Annotated in this window: 18 protein-coding genes; 3 read left to right on the forward strand and 15 right to left on the reverse strand. The window is 50.2% G+C overall.

Features of this window, described 5'->3' with window-relative positions:
- Nucleotides 1-155 precede the first annotated feature (155 nt).
- Complete coding sequence (locus tag V3C10_15910) at nucleotides 156-944, reverse strand: SDR family oxidoreductase (GenBank protein ID WVP60789.1); 789 nt, start codon at nucleotides 942-944, stop codon at nucleotides 156-158.
- 33 nt (nucleotides 945-977) lie between these two features.
- The gene (locus tag V3C10_15915; GenBank protein WVP60790.1) at nucleotides 978-1,883 is read right to left on the reverse strand and encodes a fumarylacetoacetate hydrolase family protein; all 906 of its coding nucleotides are present in this window, start codon (nucleotides 1,881-1,883) and stop codon (nucleotides 978-980) included.
- A gap of 348 nt (nucleotides 1,884-2,231) precedes the next feature.
- Here V3C10_15915 and V3C10_15920 point away from each other — a divergent pair, with 348 nt between their 5' ends.
- Nucleotides 2,232-3,416, forward strand: coding sequence for a pyridoxal phosphate-dependent aminotransferase (locus tag V3C10_15920; protein WVP64641.1), 1,185 nt, complete (start codon nucleotides 2,232-2,234; stop codon nucleotides 3,414-3,416).
- A gap of 173 nt (nucleotides 3,417-3,589) precedes the next feature.
- Here V3C10_15920 and V3C10_15925 read toward each other — a convergent pair whose 3' ends face one another.
- From V3C10_15925 to V3C10_15960, 8 genes are all read right to left on the reverse strand, one after another.
- Nucleotides 3,590-4,954 (reverse strand): DUF1266 domain-containing protein, encoded by a 1,365-nt coding sequence (locus V3C10_15925; GenBank protein WVP60791.1) that lies wholly within the window; start codon nucleotides 4,952-4,954, stop codon nucleotides 3,590-3,592.
- A gap of 182 nt (nucleotides 4,955-5,136) precedes the next feature.
- Nucleotides 5,137-5,541 (reverse strand): PaaI family thioesterase, encoded by a 405-nt coding sequence (locus V3C10_15930; GenBank protein ID WVP60792.1) that lies wholly within the window; start codon nucleotides 5,539-5,541, stop codon nucleotides 5,137-5,139.
- A gap of 105 nt (nucleotides 5,542-5,646) precedes the next feature.
- Nucleotides 5,647-7,119: an AMP-binding protein gene (locus V3C10_15935; GenBank protein WVP60793.1), complete on the reverse strand. Its 1,473-nt coding sequence runs from the start codon at nucleotides 7,117-7,119 to the stop codon at nucleotides 5,647-5,649.
- 29 nt (nucleotides 7,120-7,148) lie between these two features.
- The gene (locus V3C10_15940) at nucleotides 7,149-8,345 is read right to left on the reverse strand and encodes an acyl-CoA reductase (GenBank protein WVP60794.1); all 1,197 of its coding nucleotides are present in this window, start codon (nucleotides 8,343-8,345) and stop codon (nucleotides 7,149-7,151) included.
- The gene (locus V3C10_15945) at nucleotides 8,335-9,417 is read right to left on the reverse strand and encodes an acyl-protein synthetase (protein WVP60795.1); all 1,083 of its coding nucleotides are present in this window, start codon (nucleotides 9,415-9,417) and stop codon (nucleotides 8,335-8,337) included. The genes V3C10_15940 and V3C10_15945 overlap by 11 nt, the downstream gene beginning before the upstream one ends.
- On the reverse strand, nucleotides 9,414-9,668 hold the full coding sequence (locus tag V3C10_15950) for an acyl carrier protein (protein WVP60796.1): 255 nt from the start codon (nucleotides 9,666-9,668) through the stop codon (nucleotides 9,414-9,416). Before V3C10_15950 ends, V3C10_15945 begins: the two co-directional genes overlap by 4 nt.
- Nucleotides 9,669-9,717: 49 nt before the next feature.
- A complete protein-coding gene (locus V3C10_15955) occupies nucleotides 9,718-10,554 on the reverse strand; it encodes a MaoC family dehydratase (GenBank protein WVP60797.1) in 837 nt (278 codons plus the stop codon).
- A gap of 10 nt (nucleotides 10,555-10,564) precedes the next feature.
- On the reverse strand, nucleotides 10,565-10,894 hold the full coding sequence (locus V3C10_15960) for a NifU family protein (protein ID WVP60798.1): 330 nt from the start codon (nucleotides 10,892-10,894) through the stop codon (nucleotides 10,565-10,567).
- A gap of 393 nt (nucleotides 10,895-11,287) precedes the next feature.
- Here V3C10_15960 and V3C10_15965 point away from each other — a divergent pair, with 393 nt between their 5' ends.
- Nucleotides 11,288-12,742 carry a 4-hydroxyphenylacetate 3-hydroxylase family protein gene (locus tag V3C10_15965; GenBank protein ID WVP60799.1) on the forward strand — a complete coding sequence of 485 codons (1,455 nt, stop codon included), beginning with the start codon at nucleotides 11,288-11,290 and terminating at the stop codon, nucleotides 12,740-12,742.
- Between the two features lie 48 nt (nucleotides 12,743-12,790).
- Nucleotides 12,791-14,086 carry an acetyl-CoA hydrolase/transferase C-terminal domain-containing protein gene (locus tag V3C10_15970; protein ID WVP60800.1) on the forward strand — a complete coding sequence of 432 codons (1,296 nt, stop codon included), beginning with the start codon at nucleotides 12,791-12,793 and terminating at the stop codon, nucleotides 14,084-14,086.
- Nucleotides 14,087-14,225: 139 nt separating this feature from the next.
- On the opposite strand, the gene V3C10_15975 is transcribed toward V3C10_15970, so the two are convergent.
- From V3C10_15975 to V3C10_15995, 5 genes are all read right to left on the reverse strand, one after another.
- A complete protein-coding gene (locus tag V3C10_15975) occupies nucleotides 14,226-14,471 on the reverse strand; it encodes a hypothetical protein (GenBank protein WVP60801.1) in 246 nt (81 codons plus the stop codon).
- A 162-nt stretch (nucleotides 14,472-14,633) separates the two neighbouring features.
- On the reverse strand, nucleotides 14,634-15,773 hold the full coding sequence (locus V3C10_15980) for an aldo/keto reductase (GenBank protein WVP60802.1): 1,140 nt from the start codon (nucleotides 15,771-15,773) through the stop codon (nucleotides 14,634-14,636).
- 83 nt (nucleotides 15,774-15,856) lie between these two features.
- A complete protein-coding gene (locus V3C10_15985) occupies nucleotides 15,857-16,387 on the reverse strand; it encodes a metalloprotease family protein (GenBank protein ID WVP60803.1) in 531 nt (176 codons plus the stop codon).
- A complete protein-coding gene (locus tag V3C10_15990; protein ID WVP60804.1) occupies nucleotides 16,384-17,520 on the reverse strand; it encodes a hypothetical protein in 1,137 nt (378 codons plus the stop codon). Before V3C10_15990 ends, V3C10_15985 begins: the two co-directional genes overlap by 4 nt.
- 43 nt (nucleotides 17,521-17,563) lie before the next feature.
- Nucleotides 17,564-18,685: an aldo/keto reductase gene (locus tag V3C10_15995; protein ID WVP60805.1), complete on the reverse strand. Its 1,122-nt coding sequence runs from the start codon at nucleotides 18,683-18,685 to the stop codon at nucleotides 17,564-17,566.
- Nucleotides 18,686-18,688: the final 3 nt, after the last annotated feature.

The raw sequence follows: 18,688 nt of genomic DNA on the forward strand, positions 1-18,688 counted from the left end.
GAAGTCACAGACAGTGGGCTCCTTGGGTCAAACCCGAGGATAGCAGCGCGAAACGGTGATTTTTGCCGTTTCTGTGCATCGCGCAGCGTGCTACTGTTCATAGAACTGCGTTTTAAGCAGGACTGTGAATGGTAACGCGCTTCGTGTTTCTTATTTTAGATTGCCTTGACAAGACCGCCATCTACAAGCACAGTCTGGCCTGTAATGTAAGTATTGGAGGGCGCCAGAAGGAAAGCGGCCAGCTTGCCGTATTCCTCCGGCTTCCCATAGCGGCTCAGGGGAATATTGGCAAATGCGGACTCCTGTATCTCTTTCACGGTCTTCCCGGCTTTTTCGGCCCGGACCCGATCCAGTTGATCAATCCTTGCCGTACCAATTCTTCCCGGCCCAATCACATTGACCAGGATGCCGTCCCCTCCCAGTTCCTGGGACAGGGTCTTTGCAAGCCCCACTACCCCCATCCGGAAGGTGTTGGAAAGAATCAGATTGTCGAGCACAGCTTTTACGGAGGATGAAGTGGAATTTAATATTCTTCCTCCGCCGTTGGCCCTCATAATCGGCAGGCACTCCCGCACAAGACGGACATAGGAAAGAAGGCACAGTTCAAATGCATACTGCCAGTCTTCATCGCCGAACTTGTCAAACGGCCCCGGGGCCGGGCCTCCGGTGTTGTTCATCAGGGCGTAAACCGGGCCGAGTTTTACGGTTGTGGTCTCCACCAGTTTCCTGATATCCTCCGCCTTTGTAATATCTCCGGTAAAATACTCCGGCCTGTTGCCGGTCTTCTCTTCTATCTCCGCCTGAGCTTCTTTAAGCTGCTCCTCGAATGGGGAAAACAGCATAACTCTGGCGCCCTCATGGCAAAGTTCCGTGGCGATCGCCTTGCCCAGCCCCGAACTGGATGCACAGACAATGGCCACCTTATCTTTTAATCCCAAGTCCATAATATTATCTCCTTTCCATTTATCCTGTGCTGTTTATCTTCCTGTTTTTTTCTTTAAATCCACTACGGGATTTTTAAGCGGCTCCATGGCAAAGCCGTCCGGACCGTCAATCCGGCATTCCGCCACATCTCCGTCTTCTATCTGGACCGCCCTTGGGGTTCCCGTGGAAAGGACGTCTCCCGCCTTCCATCCCTGAAGATGGGAAACCAGTGAGACGAGGCGGGACGGTTTGTGGGTCATGTTGTTTACCACATTTTCAGCGTGGACTCTGCCGTTATGTACGGTCTGCACCCTCAGTTTCAGCACGTCCGGCACCTCGTCGGGCGTCACGAGCTGGGGACCAAAGCTGAAAAAGGTGTCAAATCCTTTGGATATCGTGAGAAACCGGGGATTCTGGCGGATGATGGACTCCTCCGTCATATCGAGAACCGTTGTATAACCGGCAATATAATTTTCCCAGTCGCTCTCCTCGATAAATTTGCAGTCTTTTCCAAGAATGATGCCCAGCTCGGCTTCCGCCGTTGTCTTCTCCGCTTCCGGGAGCGCCGGAATCTCGATATTGTCATACGGCCCGATGATTGTGGAGGCCGGTTTGTAGAAGCTGCCCGGGAACCCCTTCGGCGCATTCTCCCCCAAATCTCCGGCATGCTCCGCATAGTTTAACCCGATTCCGAATATGCGCTGGGGATTGCGGTACAGAGGGCCATATTCAACCTCTTTGGACGGAACCAGGCCCGGCATGCTCTCAAGTTTCTCCTTTCCTCCCCGGTTGTACCAGGCGGTCAGGAGAGGGATCTGCTGCTCCCGAATCAGATCGAACATTTTGCATTCCCACGCGGTCCCCTGAATGGCATTGAGCTCCATGATTGGATATACGCCCTGTTCCGTGACAATCCCGGCCATTTCCGCGCCGTCTTTTTTAATCGTTACAAGCCTCATAACATTACCTCCTGATATGAATTGATTTCCTTATGATGTGGTATTTTCTCTCTTTCCGTTCTCTGTTTTAACCATAACACCGGGAGCGCATCCCTGTCTAAGACTTGAATTTGTATAAATGTATAAGCATTCTCTTATAGCCGTTCTTTTATTGTCTTTCTTATAGTTTTTTCTGTCCATAGTCTTTTTTGAAACGTTTTTATACCCGTTTACTTATGCACCCATATAAATTTTTGTATTGGATTTGTCCGAGTTACTGTCGGTATAATAAAGGAAGAACAGGTGGCCTGCCGTATGGCGGGCATTGCAGAAATCGCTTATAAAGGAAAGGGGTATTTGATTATGGATATGAATGAAATGATTGCAGAACGAATGAACCGGCTGGCTCCCTCGGGCATCCGTAAAATGAATGAAAAGGCGCTCGCCATGGAGCGGGCCGGCGAACCGGTAATCCATTTTGAGATTGGACGGCCCGACTTCGACACACCGGAGTATATTAAAAAGGCCTGTATCGACAGCATCAATGCAGGTGACGTATTCTATACCTCCAACTTCGGCATCGCGGAACTGAGGGAGGCCATCGCGGAAAAGCTCCGCACCCAAAACGGGATTGACTGCAGCGCTTCGGAAATCCTTGTGAGCGTCGGTCTGACCGAGGCCGTCTACGACGTACTCTGCAGCATTTTGAATGAGGGGGATGAAATTCTTATTCCGGATCCCGTCTGGATCAACTATATGAATGTACCAAAGCTTCTGGGCGCCGTCCCCGTGTCTTATCACCTGCGGGAAGAAAATGACTATCAGATCGATCTGGACGAAATCCGGGGCGCAATCACGCCCAAAACAAAGGCCCTGGTCATCATCAGCCCCAACAATCCCACCGGCGGTGTCCTCTCCGAAAAGGTGTTAAAGGAGCTGGCCGAAATTGCGTCCTGCAACAATCTTCTCGTTCTGGCCGATGAAGTTTACGAACGCCTGATCTTTGATGACGAAAAACATATAAGCATCGCGTCCCTGCCCGGTATGAAGGAGCGCACTATCACCCTCAACGGCTTTTCAAAGGCATATTCCATGACAGGCTGGAGGCTGGGTTATGCCGCCGCCCCGGAAAGCCTGATCGCCGTCCTCAATAAGATTCACCAGCACAATACCACCTGCGCCACTTCCTTTGTACAAAAGGCGGCCGTCGCCGCTCTACGCGGGGAGAAGGATGAGGTGAGCGGGATGGTCCGCGAGTATCAGAGACGCCGCGACTACGCCGTGGATGCCATTAATAAAATCGAGGGGATCAGCTGCCGCCGCCCTAAGGGAGCTTTCTATATCTTTATCAACATAAAGAAACTTGGAAAATCCTCCGCCGAAATTGCCGAATATCTGTTAAATGAGGCCAAACTGGCATTTGTCCCCGGAGATGTCTTCGGACCGGAAGGGGAAGGATACCTCCGTATGTCCTTTGCAAACAGCTATGAAAATATCGTGGAGGGCTGCGGGCGGCTTGAAAAAGCCATAGAGAAGCTTACCGCGGGGAAATGATGTAACTACACCGTTCCGGCTGTCTGTTCTATTTTTGCCCCCACAAAAAGGGTGTATTGTCATTCCCGACTTTACACCCCTTTTTCTATCCGCCTGTTTTGTTATCGCTCCCGGCAAACCGGGCGGCCAATGCCCTGATTGTCCTTGTTGTGCTCACTCTTACCGGGTTTTTCTTACCAGGATTTCTCCAGTTTCAGGTTCCAGTCGATTGCAAACGGATTAAATGCGCTTGACTTCAACCCTTCGTAAATGGCGCGTCTGTCTTCCTTTGCCCCGGCCCAGGCTGCGTATCCCTCCAGATAACTGTTAACAAACTGATCCCAGGAGGAAAATCTTGTCTGGATCACCTTTGCAAGCTCCAGAGACTTATCGAGAGCCTCAGCTTCGGTATAATATTCCGCCCGGTAGTAAAAGCCTATGTTGGACATCGCCCGGCTGTAGTCCCAGGCCGATCCGGATGCATTGCCGCTTTCTATCAGGGCGGAAAGCGTCGAATCCGCTGTCGTACGGTCGGTGACGCCCCAGGAGGTTACCAGGCCTTCCCTCATCTTATCCCGGTCGTAGTCGTCTATCTCCCGGTACGATTCCTTGATTCCGCCGAGCTTGACGCGGCCGCCGAACATCCTGATATTTTCCCCGTTGCTCTTGGTCATAATTGCATAAGTAGCATTGATCCACTGCACGGTCTGGTTATTATTATAGGGATTCGTCCTGTTGTTCGCAGTCTGCTGTTCCTCGGTTAGTGCGTAGTCACTCTTCACCGGAGCCGCCTCCGTCTGCGTCAGGGCGCCGTCGCTTCCCAGGCTGTATCTGGCGCCGTCTATGGTTATATGATCCAGTTTTCCTGCGGTTAAAAGCGCGCCGTCGGATGTAAATTTGTATTCTTTCCCATCGATCTGCTTTACCGTGTTATAGACCATATACCCATTTTCATCAAAATAAAACGTCATGCCGTTATCCTGATGCCAGGCGTTACGGAGTTTCTGCCCGTTTTCTACATAGGTCCATTTCTTATCCTCTTTCTTCCACGCCGGATTCAGTTTCCGCATCGTATCATGATCATAATTGCCGTCTTCCCCGTGGGCAATACCATGCTCATCAAACACATATTTCTTCCCATTGTAACTGCGCTTTTTCTCATTTCCTCCATTTAAGCTGGTCAGGATCTCGCCCGTCTTGGAGTCCCCAAAATAGACATTACCGTCGACGATAATGCGGCTCTTGATGAGCTGTCCGAACTTGTTAAAATAGCGGAGTTTTCCATCCACGGTCTGAAAACCGGTAACTGCAATGCCGTTGCCGTCAAAATAATACCAGGTGCGCGTCTTTTCGTAGTACAGCCAGTGATTCACGTATACCTGTCCGTCACTGCCCGTAAACATGCGGCCCTGTTCCGTATCCGTAAACGTACCTCCGGTCAATTGGCTGTTTGACTCATCCCCCGGCTGCGTACAGTAATACGCGGCGAGGGCCGCCTGGTTTAATGACAGCGACAAAATCCCCGTAGACAATAACAGTTTCCATTTTCTGTACTTCATTACAACTCCCCCTCAACCTTTCATTCATGAATTTGGCTCTGCTCTGCCGGCAGAACGGTGATCTCATTTTCCTATACCCTAATTCTACCACTTTCCTGAATAATCGTGTAAAACGGAACAGTAATCTACGGTTCAAAACAGTAATTTGCCAACAACGGTTTAAATCTTTCACCAAAAGCGGACTAATTATTATCCAGGCAGTAAAACGTAAACTCCCCTTCCGCCAGAACCACATCGCGCCCGGGTTCCATGACACTGGAACGGCAGACGCAGATCTTTCTCCCCCGGTTCATTACAACTGCTTTCGCAATCAATTTTTCAGCCTGGTTTGTTCCCTTAAGGAACTGGAACGAGCTGTTCACCGTGACATGGCGGCGGCCGTCGTTTCTCGTCAACAGGCCGGCGGCTGTCTCGGCCATAATAAACATGAGTCCGCCGTGGACGCTCTCCATCGCATTCAGGGAAACCGGCGTAATGGCCGCGGTGACCTGGGCCTCCTGCCCGGTCAGCATGGTGGCGGTGATGTTGTTGTGAATCATAAAATGATTGGTCTCATTGGTCTTTCTTAACTGTTCTGCGTAATCCATTCTTATCACTCCTTTTCCGGTACATCGTTTCAGGACCCAGCCCCGGAATACAACTGTGGAGGCCGAATCCCGTACTGCCTGTTTATACTGTCTATCATACCTGATTTAAAGGAATTCTTCCAGCTTTTTATACTGTACCTTCCCTGCCTCGTTCTTGGGTATTTCCTCCACCATAACCACACGGAATAATCTGCCGGGCAGTTTTGTTTTACCCTCCAGAAAAAGAATGATTTCTTCTTTCTCTGGTTTTTCTTCCCCGGCCGGAGCCATAAAAATGTTCATGCCCTCATCATTCCCGGTACAGGCAAATCCGCAGTCTCCGAAGTTCTGTTTTAAAAGACGTTCCGTGCCGTCCAGGCTGATCCGGTTGCCGAACAGTTTTAAAAACCGCTTTTTTCTCCCCTCAATATAGTAAAATCCCTCTTCATCGCGCTTCGCCATATCGCCGGTAAACAGAATTCCGCCGCAGTCATCTCCTTCCGAGAGGTCTTTTCTGTCCTTTGCATATCCCATCATGACATTTTTCCCCTCGTAAACCAGCTCTCCCGTCACTCCGGCCTCTTCTATCTCCCTTCCACCGGCCCCGAGCAGCCTGAATTTACCGCCCGGAATGGCGATTCCCATACTGCCGCAGCGGCTAAGCGCATCCTGCCAGGGAAGGTAACCCATTCTTGCCGTGGCTTCCGTCTGGCCGTACATTACGATAAATTTTTTTCCGTTTTCCGCCGCATACTCTGCAAATTCGCGGTGGAGTTCATACGGCAGTTTTCCTCCCGCCTGCGTCATTGTCTTCAGATAGGGATGGGGACTGTCCGTAAAATGGAGTTTTTTCAGTATCTCATAAGTATAAGGAACCCCGGAAAGCGAGGTGGCCTTTTCCCGGTCGGCAAACTCCCAGAATTCCCTGTCAAACAGCGTTTTATCCGTCAAAAGCACCGTTGCGCCCGCCAATGCATGGCTGTTGATTACGGACAGGCCATAGGTATAATTCATCGGGAGCGTGGTAATGGGACGCTCCGACCGGCTCAGTTCCAGATAACTGGCGATGGACGCCGCATTGGAACTCAGATTCTTATAGCTCAGCCTGACAAGTTTCGGACTCCCCGTGCTGCCTGACGTGGTCAGAAGCAGGGCCAGTTCCTCATGCAGAGGCTCCCCGGCCTGCCGCTCCCTGTTGACCGGCAGGCTCAGGCAGACATACCCTCTCTCCCTCCACACCGGCTGTGCCTCTTTAAAAAAGTCTTTATTATTGTTAAGAACCTTATCTGATAGCGCAAAATACTCCGGCCTGTACTCTTTTAGCAGCCCCTCAAGCAGCTCCCTCTGGGATTCATCATCCATGATACGGCCGTTTAAAAGTAAAGGGACGATGCTGTTTCTCAGAGCGGCGAAATAAGAAAATACGGAGCCAATGCTGTTTTCGCATAAGATAAAGAGGAGGCTCCTGCGTTTCATCCTGCCTGCCGTCCTGCGGCAAAAATCATCTAAATCGCCGTACGATGCCCGTCCTCCCTCATCGTCCATCAGCATCGGCCTGTCTTTTAATTCCTGTCTTTCTTCATAAAATGTGCCTAACATACTATACCATCCTGTCCTTCCCTGCCCGGCTATGTGATTTCCCTGGACAGCCTCTCTATCAGGTTCATTCCGTCCCAGATCAAATCCATGGCCAGCGCCTGTCCTGCCGGAACCACGCGGTCGATTCCCCGAAGCCGCTTATCCCGGATAAAACGTTGCAGTCTCTCTTTCTGATATCCGTAAAAAGTCATGGTCTGGATCTTTTCCGTCATTGCAGGAATCAGTTCCTCCAGCGTTTCAATCCTATATTCATAGAAGAGGCCAAATTTCCCCTTCAGCCCTGATGCTTCTTCCGTGATGCTTTTCACCGGCACCACCCAGATGAGATTTCCATACCGGGACATCTCCCCCAGATTGTTGTGCGCCATGGCCGCCGTGCATAAGGCGCCAAACTTCCCGGCCACTTTATGTGCCGTAAGCTCGTAATCAGCCGCCGCCTTTTCCACCGCCGGCCACCAGCGTTTCCTCACCTGCTCCGCCCTGCCGTTTTTCTGTGTCCCGTCTTCCCAGAAGACCAGGGATGGGCTGGAACAGGCGTTCTGATCCATGTTATAGGTGTCCATGCAGAATCTGTGGGCCAGGTTTTCAAGTTCTCCCTCTCCCAGTTTCGAAATCTCGATGGTATTCAGAAGAAGAATGGAGGTACGGTCGGGAAACGCGATTTCACCGGCTCCGGCCTTCAGAGGAAACTTCCGTATCTCTTCCACGGTTCTGTCCCCGCCCCAGATGATTCTCATATCACACCGGGAAGAAAAATATGACGTCTGCTCCCCGTCCCGGCTGTCGTAAGATACAAAGCGGACCATATTGCCGACCGTCCCCCTCCCTGCGGACGATGCCAGTGCATCCTCTATCAGCGCCTTCAGCTTCAGCCCGTTTCCGGAGAGCCTTGAAGATATACGGATTATATTGGAATTGCCCGCCAGCAGCCCGATTGCCATGGACCAGGCAAACATCGTCTGGATGTTGGACGGTGTGATATGAAAGACCAGGCCTCTGCCCAGGCGGACTCCATTTCCTGAGTACGTTTCCTTTAAGCGTTCCAGATTGGCTCTGCGGCACCAGAAGCCGAAGGCCCGGATTTCCTCATCCTTTCCCAGTTCCCGGTCGTCCCGGATACGGCGTGACAGCCCGGCCAGGAAATCCAGGATCTGATTGGAAAATGGAATTTCCACCTGTTCTCCGGCTTTCCCACTGATGATCCCTTCCTCCCTCTCATCCTTCATATGTATCGCTGCACCCCCTGATTTCCGACTCGGCTATCCGGCCGGTCACCTTAAAATATTTTCCTTTCCTGCCGCAGGGACAATCGTCAATCCCCAGGATGATTCCCTCATCCTCCGTCAGAAGAGAATGGCCCGGATACGACTGGGCTGCCGCGGAAATCACCTGAAGAATTCCCTTCTCACCAATCTCACAGGGTGAGAAATCATAACTTCTGCGGGTAATAACCTCCGAGTAACTGCTGGCATGAAGATGGCCGCACCTGCACTCCATATAAATACTCCCCGTCTGTTCCGCCATCCCATAGTAATCGTGTACCTGCCGGATACCGGTCTGCCGCCTCAGCGTTTCCCGAAATTCCTGCTCCGTCACCGCTTTGTCCTTCATCTTCTTCCAGCCGCCTCCATGGATCAGGCAGCCGTTATTAAGGTCGAGGCGGATCCCCCTTTCCCTCAGGGCCAGACAGAAGCAGGTCCATACAAGATAGGTAAATCCGAATAGAAGAATTCTTTCGCCCCTGTTTTGCTCTAAAAACGCTTCAATGGTCTCCAGATTCAGGCTCATATCACTGTTCAGGGCATACTTTCTCCCGAGCCCGAAAACGGAAAAGCCCGCAATTCCAGCTCCTCTGGCCGAGTACAGATTCCTGTCCTTCAGTACGTCGGGTGAATCAATGATCAGCATCGGCATCCGCCTGCTGCCCACAAAGTCTCCCACAACAGCCGAAAGAGTTCTCTGTTGATCCGACGCGGTCATGCGATCCAACGAAATCACGGAAGGCCGCTGTCCTGTAGTTCCTGAGGACCGGAGCGTACTGAAAACCTCACTGTCGGAGATACTTCTGAGCCCGCTTTCCTTGAATACAGAGACAGGTATCATTGGAAGATCTTCCAGTTTTTTAATCTCCCCGGCCTTTTCCCTGCCATATCCCAGTACGTTCAGAATCCCTGCATACTCCCGGCACTTTTCCCTGTGCCGCTCCGTCAGAAGGCTCAAATAAGGCAGAAGCCTACGCTCTTTTTCGGCCTGTGCCACCCCGAACGGCGGCATGTCGAGCACTGCCTGATAATTCATGCTTTTTCGGCCCCCTCAAAAACAACGCCGTATCCTGCCAGTACCTCCATACCTTTTTCGTAAGATGTCAAATCCAGCATATCCGACGTCTCCAGTCTGATTTCAAACGCCTCTTCCAGCTCGGCCACAAGATCCATATGGCCGATGGAATCCCAGAGATCAAAGCCTCTGTATTTAAGTCCCTTTAACTCCTCCTCCTTTTTCCTGAAAACATCCATAAAAATTTTGTTGTATCTCTCAAGATTGGTCATTGCGATCTCCTTTTCCATTTCTTATTTTTAGTTGGCATCCGTTGCGTACTTATATAGTTTCTGCTCCGCTGCGCTTTTCCTCCGCTTCTCTCTCCACGCAGAATAGTGTTTTCATCATCATCTGTCTTGCCGTCCCGGTGACCACCGTCTCCCCCCTCTGGTTTTTGCATTCGCCGTAAAATTCACCAACGTAAAACTTTTTCGTTTCCCGGAAGGAAGTGAAAGTCACCGTGGCCTCGACGGTATCTCCAAAATAGACGGGATTTATAAATTCCAGATTCTCACTCATCAGGATCGTGCCATGCCCCGGCAGTATCATCCCCATCACCGTGGAAATCAGACTGGCCGTCAGAACGCCATGGACCACTGGGCGGGCAAACCACTGTCTCCCGGCAAATTCCCTGTCCGTGTGGAGGCGGTTTCTGTCCCCGGTCAGTAGGGCAAATTTGTCTGCGTCTTCTTTATAAAAGGTCTTTGTAAAGGATGCGCTTTCGCCTAAGTGAAGGTACCGGATGCCGTTTTCCTCATATTGCTTTTTTTCTTGTCTGGTATCTTTCCGTCGGCTTTCTTCTCGCCGGAGCTCTTCCTTCCTGTCCTTTTCCTGTTTTTGCTCCTTCTCTTCCTGCTCCTCTTTTTCCAGATAAGCTTCTACACCTACAAATTCCTTCATGCTTGTCAACAGGAAGCGCTGTTTTACCGCGATCAGTCCCTCGTCGGAAACGCAGGCAGCCGGACAGCCGCAGACGAGAAGCCAGATATCGCATTTCTTTTGCTCCTTTAATGTCACGTATGTATGGGATGGAAAACGGGCTTTGAGCTTTTTTACGAGCGCCTCCCTCTGATACCGCGGATTACAGCCGCCGCAGTACTTGATTCCGATTACCATAAATGCCTCCCTACCGGTTCAAGCCGGATTTGCCCCTGCCGTCTCCCAATTCATGGTTCAGTATTTTACGGGCCAAATCCAGCAGTTCACCGCTCACCTCGTTCACCAGCAAAACCTGCTCCACCAGGGGAAGTTTTTCTTTTATCTTTTTCTCAATTACTTCCTCTGTCGTGAGCTGCGCCGATGGACATCCCGAGCACTGCCCTGTCAGGCGGACACGGAGCGTCCTGGTTTCCTCATCGAAAGATACAATCTGCACATTTCCTTCATGCGAAAGCAGTATGGGTCTTATATCCTGTTCCAGCACTTTTTCTATTTGTTCAATCATCTTCTCAGCCATTTTTTGCTGCCTCCTGTCTTTATCTTCATTAATTCTGACTGTATAATAAGCAATTTCCATGCCAGACATAATCCGCATCATTTCGCCTCTCTTTCCCTCTGTGAAAGTTTTATACACTCTCTTTGTTGCAGATTTGGTGTTGCAGAAATGCAACATTCATCCAGATGTTGCATTTCCGCAACACTTTCTTATCCCTTCAAAATTTTTCCAGCCGCTTTAAAAGAATCTTTTTTCTCCTACAGAGAATACAGATTGCCCCGGCGCTGATTCTTATCCGAACTTTGATGCTTTTTCCAATTTTGCGAGTGGCCGATTATTTTTTTGGCACGGTAATTGCTCTTAATCTGGTCAGATAAAACACTATTAACTTTTTTCAGGAAAGGATGAATCATTATGGCTTTAATGACAGGGGAACAGTACGTTGAAAGTATGAGGAAATTAAACCTTCAGGTTTACATGTTTGGGGAGAAAATCGAGAATCCGGTTGATGATCCGATTCTGCGTCCGTCTTTGAACTCGGTAAAAATGACATATGATTTGGCTCAGATGCCGGAATATGAGGATTTAATGACTGCCATCTCCAATCTGACGGGGGAAAAGATTAACCGCTTTACAAATATTCATCTGAGCGCGCAGGATCTCATTAAAAAAGTTAAAATGCAGCGCCTCTGCGGACAAAAAACGGCAGCCTGTTTCCAGCGCTGTGTCGGTATGGATGCCTTCAACGCAGTCTACAGCACCGCCTATGAAATCGACGAAAAGTATGGCACGGATTATTTTGAAAATTTTAAGAAATTCCTTCTTTATACACAGGAAAATGATCTCACCGTGGACGGAGCCATGACGGATCCAAAGGGTGACCGCTCCCTGGCTCCGCACGCCCAGAAGGATCCCGACCTTTTCCTCCGCGTTGTGGAAAGACGGCCCGACGGCATTGTAGTGCGGGGCGCCAAGGCTCACCAGACCGGCTTTGTAAACTCCCACGAAGTAATTGTTATGCCCACACAGTCCATGGGACCGGATGACAGGGATTATGCCGTATCCTTCGCATGTCCTACGGACGCGGAAGGCATTTTCATGATTGTAGGCCGTCAGTCCTGCGATACAAGAAAACTGGAGGACTCCGAGATCGATGTCGGCAACAGCCGGTTCGGCGGAATGGAAGCGCTTGTCATTTTCGACGACGTATTTATTCCCAATGACCGCATTTTCCTCAATGGGGAGGCCGAGTTTGCCGGCGTATTAGTGGAGCGTTTTGCCGGTTATCACAGGCAGTCCTACGGCGGATGTAAGGTAGGCGTCGGCGACGTCCTGATCGGGGCCGCCGCAACCGCAGCCGATTACAACGGCGCAGCCAGGGCGTCCCATGTAAAAGATAAACTGATCGAGATGACGCACTTAAACGAAACGCTCTACTGCTGCGGCATCGCATGTTCAGCCGAGGGCACACCGACAAAATCGGGCAACTACCTCATCGATCTTCTCCTTGCCAACGTGTGCAAACAGAACGTTACGAGATTTCCGTATGAGATCGCAAGACTGGCCGAGGATATTGCCGGCGGCCTGATGGTTACGGCCCCGTCCGAGAAGGATTTAAGAGACCCGAAACTTGGAAAATACATAGACAAATATTTCCGCGGTGTGAACGATGTGCCGACGGAAGACAGAATGCGGATCATGCGCCTCATCGAAAACCTGACCCTCGGCTCGGCCGCGGTCGGCTACCGTACCGAATCCATGCACGGAGCCGGTTCCCCTCAGGCACAGAGAATCATGATTGCGCGCCAGGGCAATCTCGGAATGAAGAAAAAGCTGGCTAAAGAGATCGCCGGAATCAGCCAGGATTGATTCTGAGCCAATATCCGGCACAATATCAGACAGGAGGAATTACCGATTATGTCTTTTGAAGAGCTTTACCAGAGTAAAAAAATGGACGCGGATCAGGCACTTAACCTGATTTGCTCCGGAGATCGCGTCGTTGTCGGACACGCCTGCGGAGAACCGTCCTATCTTTTAGATGTTTTAGTTAAAAAAGCCGGGCAGTATGAAAATGTGGAGATTGTCCACATGGTAGCCATGGGAAGAGCCGGATACTGCGCTCCCGGAATGGAAAAACATTTCCGCCACAATTCCCTGTTTGTCGGAGGCTCCACCAGAAAAGCGGTGGCGGAAGGACGGGGCGATTTCACCCCCTGTTTTTTCTCTGAAATACCGCGTCTGTTCAGAAACGGCAGCCTTCCGGTGGATGCCGCCCTGATTCAGGCCGCCCCTCCCGATGAGAACGGTAATTTGAGCCTGGGAGTCTCCGTCGATTACACGCTTCAGGCTGCAAAATCGGCAAAAGCCCTGATTGTCCAGGTAAACCCGCAGATGCCTGCAACCTTTGGCGCAACAATCAATCTGTCGGAAGTTACCGCCATTGTCGAGCATGACGCCCCTCTCCTCACACTGGCTCCCCCTGTCATCGGAGATGTGGAGCTTGCTATTGGCGCCAACTGTGCAGGGCTTATCCAGGATGGAGACACATTGCAGCTTGGAATCGGAGCCATTCCCGACGCCGTACTCCGTTTTCTGGGGGATAAAAAAGATTTGGGCATCCACTCGGAGATGTTTTCCGACGGGGTTGTGGAACTGGCCGAAGCGGGAGTCATTACAAACCGCCTGAAAAAGACGAATCCCGGCAAATATGTGGCCAGCTTTCTGATGGGCACCAAAAAGCTCTACGATTTTGTAGACAAAAATCCCGATGTCATCATGCTGCCGGTCGACTACGTCAATAATCCAGTGGAAATCATGAAGGAAGATAATATCGTTTCCATCAACTCCTGTGTCCAGGTCGATCTCATGGGCCAGGCCGCATCCGAGTCCGTTGGACTCACCCAGATCAGCGGTGTCGGCGGACAGGTCGACTTTGTACGAGGCGCGGCCATGGCGGCAAACGGCCGTTCTATCCTCGCCTTCCCCTCCACCGCAGCAAAAGGAAAAATCTCCAAGATTGTTCCCCTGCTCGACGAAGGCGCCGCCGTCACTACTTCCAGAAATGATATCGACTATGTGGTGACGGAATACGGGGTTGCGAAGCTGAAGGGAAAAACCCTGAGGCAGAGGGCCCTGGCCCTGATTGAGGTGGCTCATCCTGATTTCAGGGAAGGTTTAAGAAAGGTGTATGAAGAACGGTTTCACTGTGATTAATAATTGTGTTTCAACTGGTACATTATTACAATTAAAAATTTATTGCTACTCAACAAAAAAAGCAGGATTCTCACATTCCCTGCTTTTTTGTTGAATTTTCCATCCCGCTCTTCACGATATTGGATACAGACTCAGGAACTCAATGAATGAAAGAATAAAGATTTGCCGCTACAACGGCAAGTGCCAGGATGATTAATAATAAATAAAATATTTTCATCATTCCCGACTCCGTCCTCTTTCTCGAATACAGCAAAAAGGCCGTCCAGATGCTGAATGTACATATGACAACAATCCTGCTTCTTAAGCACAGAGACAGAAAAAACAGCACGTTTACAATTCTCATTCCATTCTCTGAAAATAACATTTTCTTAAACTTTTCTATCATCTGCCATCCCCTCCATCCACCGTCCGCTCATTTCCTGTGAGCTGCCGTAAAAGCTGTTCTGCCTGTTTGCCTTAAGTATAAGCGGTACCCGATTCCCCGTCAATCCGCTCTTTTTCTTCCTCTTCATACGAAGCATATTTGTGGCGTTTCATTTATTGACAGTTACAATCCGGCAGGCTGGTTTAATTTCACTACAAAATCTTTCATTGCCCCTGCTATTCCAAGCTGCTGCGGACAGACGGCCTCACAGCTCCGACAGCCGATACATGCATCGGGCCGTTTGTCTTCCTGCAGGGCATCCACGGCCATGTGGGTGATTAGTCCGTTTACATAGCGTGCTTCGTTATACAGGGATAACAATACCGGAATATCCAGCCCCTTCGGGCAGTGTGTTACACAATAGCGGCAGGCGGTACACGGAAGAATATCCAGCATACTGCCGGCAATTTCAAAAAGTGCCTCCATCTCCCCTTCGCTCAGCGGTTTATCCTGGGTATATGTCTCAATATTTTTTTCAAGCTGCTCCATCGTAGACATGCCGGAGAGCGTCACCGTTACTCCCGGTACCGTCTGAAGAAACCGGAATGCCCAGGCAGGTATCTCTTCTTCCGGCCGGAGAGCCTTCAGCTTTGCCTCATTCTCCTCAGAAAGCTCTGCCAGTTTGCCGCCGCGCAGAGGCTCCATCACCCAGATGGGAATGTTATGTTGATTCAGAAGCTCTGCCTTTGCCCCGGCATCCTGCAGTTTCCAGTCCAGATAATTAAGCTGGATCTGGCAGAATTCCATCCTGTCACCATAGGCATCCAGAAAACGTTTCATTGTATCATAACGGCCGTGCGCGGAAAAACCAAGATGCCGGATACGCCCGTTTTCCTTCTGTTTCATCAGATATTCCATAATGCCGTATTGGGGATCCAGGTATGGGTCGATATTTTTCTCATATACATTGTGGAACAGATAAAAATCAAAATAATCCACACCGCATTTTTTAAGCTGCTCCTCAAATATCGCCTCGGCTTTTCCCATATTCGATAAATCATATCCTGGAAATTTTGTAGCCAGATAATAACTGTCTCTGGGATAAGCGCTCAGCACCTTACCCATGACAATCTCAGACTTTCCGTCATGGTAGCCATACGCGGTATCAAAATAATTCACGCCATGCCGGACAGCATAGTCCACCATCTCCGCCGTCCGCACTTCATCAATCGGTGAATCCGGCGTATCCCCGGCGACAGGCAGACGCATCGCCCCAAATCCAAGAGCCGATAATTTCAAACCCTGAAAATCTTTATATACCATTTTAAACCTCCTTTGGTCGTCCGTTTCCTTTGCCTTTAAAAGCATACACCTTGGAGTTAACTCAAAGTCAAGCTTTTTTTCATTTACCAGACTATCAGATTCGGTAAGACCATGGCCATAAAAACAGCATAAATCAAATCCAGCCACATCATGGAGCCTATCGCGCCCAGATAAATCAGACCAATCACGGGTGCAGTTATGATTTTGACCGCCGGATTTACATCCGGATTCTTTAATATGTTGTGCACCATCACCTTGGCATCTCCCGTACTTGGGAAAGAGTGCATCAGAATGGAAATTCCCAGCCAGCCGAGGAACAGCGCCAGCGGATTGTGATATACCTTAAACTGAAACAGTTCAATCGCCGCCGGAAAGACTACCAGCATTCCCACAATCGTATTGACGATGAACGGTCCTACTGAAATCATGAACGATGCCAGAGGATTCTCCGCGGGTTCGTGGGCCACATAGCCGCTCGGGTTTTTCAACTGAAAATAGACGACATCATAGACAGGCACTCCGAACAGGCGGCAAAATAGCTGATGCGCAAATTCATGGACCATCACGCCCGGAAATGTCAGCATTGAAATCAAAAATCCTGGAATAATGATCATAGCTCTCCCTCCCCTGCATCTACATAGTAATCATGGAGACTGACTCTGCCGCTCAGATAGTCGTCGAAGTCCTCGTCAAACTCCGTCCCCTCATTCTCGAATTGAGCTTGATACTCTTCCGCTTTGGAATTATCTCCATTTTCCAGGCAGGCGATGATCAGTGTTTCTTTCACATACGCCAGCTCCGGGTTCTCCTCGTAGGCCTGGTTCACCAGTTCAAGCCCTCTCTCCTTCTCTCCCTCCAGCAGGCAGAGAATCCCCAGGGCACGGAGTGCACCGGCATCGTGGTGATCCCTGGAATAAACTTTCTCATAACATTCCTTTGCGCCACTAAAATCGCCGCTCCTTCTCATATTGGTTCCCAGAAGAATGAGAGGCTCATTAAAACGGCTGTCTGCCTTGACGCTCTCTTCCAGGTATCCCCTGGCCTCCTTCTGATCCTCCGTGAAACTGGCCAGATAGTAATAGAGCAGCGTCTTATCATAGTCGTCTTCCTCTAAAAGTTCAAATAAACGTTCTTTAAGCACGTCATAGGGAGGGGCGTCCGGATTTTCAGAAAGGACTTCCGTTGCGATTACCTCCATTTGATCCGAAGTATTATAAAAACGCTCCAGCTTGTACGTATATCCCATGATTTTCGAATACGTATTGTCGCTGACCTCTTTCCCCACCAGATATTCATTCAGAAAATAGGCCGCCGCATCGTAGTAGCCGTACTCCATGGCCAGATCAATCATTTCTTCGGCAACCGGAACCGAACCTGGATAGGCCTCCATCACCTCCATAAGATTCTGAAGAACCGGATAAATTTCCCCCTCCGCGGCCTGGCGTTCCGCCTGGCTGTAAATCTTGTAGTATTTTATAACTTTGGGCGTCCGGGCCATAGCCAGTGCAATCACGGCAAGAGCCACAAGCACGATCGGTATCATCAGCTTTGGAAACGGATACCGGATCTGTTCTTCCCTGCACTGACGGCAGAGGATTGAGTTACGGCTTTTACTCCTGTCAATTCTCCGCTGTCCGCACTTGCGGCAGAGTTCTTCCTTCGGTATGACAAATTCCGGCCTCACCGTGTAAAGCTCCTCCCCCGTCACCGGATCCGTATCGATTTCTCTGTTTTCAGTCTCTTCCATACTATTATCTCCCCGTAACCTGTTCTTTCGTACTCCTGTTTCCCTACTCCTCCAGGATCTCAGCCGCTTTCGACAATTCAGCCCGGATGGAAATATGCTGTGGACATACTTCCTCGCAGGCTCCGCAGCCGATACATTCGGATGCCTTTGCCCATCCGTGGCCGTTGGTGTTCCAGACGTATTTGCCTCTGGCTCCCTTCAGATCCTGATACCTGTTATAAATATTGACCGCCTGGAATGTGCCGTAGATGGCTATGGATTTCGGACATCCCTCCATACAGTAACCGCAGGCCGTACAGGGAACCGTATGGCTGGAACCGAGAACTTTTTTTACCTGGGCAATGGTTTCATAGTCTTTTTCCGTAAGCGGTCTGAAATCTTTCATAAAAGAAATATTATCCTTCATCTGCGCCGTGTCCGACATTCCCGAGAGGACGGTAATCACGCCGTCAAGGGAGGCGGCATAACGGATGGCCCAAGAGGAAGGTGACGATTCGGGATCCGCCTCCTTTAAAATGGCCTCGGCCTCCTCCGGGAGGGCTGCCAGCGTTCCGCCTTTTACCGGTTCCATAATAATAACAGGTTTTCCATGCTTTCTGGCTATCTCATAGCATTTGCCCGACTCCACATACGGATCTTCCCAATCCGCATAATTAATCTGAAGCTGTACAAATTCCATCTCGGGATGCGCAGTCAGAATCTGATCCAGTTTCTCCGCCTTGTCGTGGAACGAAAAACCGAGATGCCGGATCAGGCCCTCCGCCTTCTTTTCCGCCAGGAAATCCCAGATTCCATAGTCATCAAAAAAATGGCTCCGGCCCTCTCCCAGATTATGAAGCAGATAAAAATCAAAATATCCGGCTCCGGTCCGTTCCAGCGACATGGAGAACATCTTTTTTGCCTTCTCCTCGGATTTTGCCGCCCAGGCGGGACATTTCGTCGCCAGCAGATAGCTGTCGCGCGGATGGCGTTTTACCAGAGCCTCTCTGGCCGCATCCTCGGAGCCGATATAGCCCCAGGAAGTATCAAAATAATTAAATCCGGCCTCTAAAAACAGATCAACCATCTCTTTCGTCTGTTCCACATCGATTGCGTCTCCATTTTTCGGGAGCCTCATAAGGCCAAACCCCAGTTTTGGAATCTCTTTTCCCAGATATTGTTCCATTTC

The sequence above is a fragment of the [Clostridium] symbiosum genome (assembly GCA_036419695.1).
Classification (GTDB): Bacteria; Bacillota; Clostridia; order Lachnospirales; family Lachnospiraceae; genus Otoolea; species Otoolea symbiosa_A.